Origin of the sequence: Pseudomonas sp. SWRI81, assembly GCF_014268545.1 — a bacterium.
Classification (GTDB): Bacteria; Pseudomonadota; Gammaproteobacteria; order Pseudomonadales; family Pseudomonadaceae; genus Aquipseudomonas; species Aquipseudomonas hamedanensis.
The window spans coordinates 1-1,355 of record NZ_JABWQS010000095.1; the positions used below are offsets into that span (position 1 = coordinate 1).

The 1,355-nt window shown below is 60.1% G+C and carries 2 protein-coding genes; both read left to right on the forward strand.

What is annotated here, in order from left to right; genetic code table 11:
* The first annotated feature begins 191 nt into the window (after window positions 1–191).
* Window positions 192–779: a YecA family protein gene (locus tag HU765_RS26580; RefSeq protein WP_186624072.1), complete on the forward strand. Its 588-nt coding sequence runs from the start codon at window positions 192–194 to the stop codon at window positions 777–779.
* Between the two features lie 10 nt (window positions 780–789).
* Window positions 790–1,185 carry a YbaN family protein gene (locus tag HU765_RS26585; RefSeq protein ID WP_186624073.1) on the forward strand — a complete coding sequence of 132 codons (396 nt, stop codon included), beginning with the start codon at window positions 790–792 and terminating at the stop codon, window positions 1,183–1,185.
* The last annotated feature ends 170 nt before the right edge of the window (window positions 1,186–1,355 follow it).

Sequence of the window (1,355 nt, forward strand, 5' to 3'; positions counted from 1 at the left end):
GAGGTTTCGCGCTTCAGAGTAAAGACCAGTCCGGGCTATCTGTCGCCTGTACCGGCCTCTTCGCGAGCAGGCTCGCTCCCACAGGGTTATTCGTGCGTCGCGTAATTGGGCCAAATCTGCCATGCGGCTGGCTAGAGCGCGCAAGAAGGCCTAGAATTCCCGCATTGTTTATTCCCCAAGGTAGCCCCGTAATGTCCTTCGCTGAGCAACTGACCCGCCTGCAAGTCTTCCTCGACGCCGACGAGCTGCACGACGAGGCGCTGGATTACGTCGCCGCCCACGGTTACCTGACCGCGCTGTCGATCTGCTCCGAAGACGTCCCGGAGCGCGAGTGGATCGACGCGCTGTTCGCCGAAGAGCCGCACTACAGCGACGAAGCCCAGCGCGCCGAAATCGAAGCCACGCTGATCGGCCTCAAAGCCCACATCGCCCGTCAACTGGCCTCGGATGAAGAATTCGAACTGCCTTGCGAACTGGACTTGGGTGACGAGCCGGACGACTCGGATCTGCGCGGCTGGTGCATCGGCTTCATGGAAGGCGTGTTCCTGCGCGAAGCGGCCTGGTTCGAAACCGCCGAAGAAGAAGTCAGCGAAATGCTCCTGCCGATCATGGTCGGCTCCGGCCTGTTCGACGAACAGCCAGAGTTCGAAGACATCGCCAAGGACGCCAACTTGATGGATGACATGATCGTGCAGATCCCCGAAGCCCTGACTGCGCTGTACCTGCTGTGCCAGGCACCCGACGAAAAACCGGCGATCCTCAAGCCACGTCACCACTAAGACCCGGCCTATGGACAATCCCATAGGCAACCGCCCCCTGATGTTGCGCTACATCCTGCTGGCCGTCGGCTGGCTCAGCGTGGCATTGGGGGTGATCGGCATCTTCCTGCCGGTCCTGCCCACCACCCCTTTCCTCCTGCTCGCGGCGGCCTGTTTTGCGCGCAGCTCCCCGCGCTTTTACCAGTGGCTGGTCGAGCATCCTCGGCTCGGGCCGTGGATCCGTGGTTACCTTGATGGCAATGGCATTCCGCTCAAGGGCAAGGTCTACGCGATCGGGCTGATGTGGGTGAGCATTCTGTTTTCCTGTTATCTGGTGCCGCTGCTGTGGGCGCGGGGGTTCATGTTGACGAGTGCCGTGTTGGTAACTGTTTATATTTTGCGGCAGAAGACACTTTATAAGCGCTGAGTTGTAATTAAGTTGCGCGCAACAACAGCGCCCCGTTGATACCGTTCATCTGAAGAGCGCCCGCACCTGTCAGATCTGACAGGTGCGCAAGCTCTCCAATACGCGTTAACTCACTCCGTCGCCTTTACCCACGGAGTCAGCGCCATGTCCAGCCCCAGCAAGCCCCTCGT

Bases quoted from the DNA above. Each gene is read 5' to 3' on its own strand.
- HU765_RS26580 (WP_186624072.1), top strand. From the start codon at position 192: ATGTCCTTCGCTGAGCAACTGACCCGCCTGCAAGTCTTCCTCGACGCC.
- HU765_RS26585 (WP_186624073.1), top strand. From the start codon at position 790: ATGGACAATCCCATAGGCAACCGCCCCCTGATGTTGCGCTACATCCTG.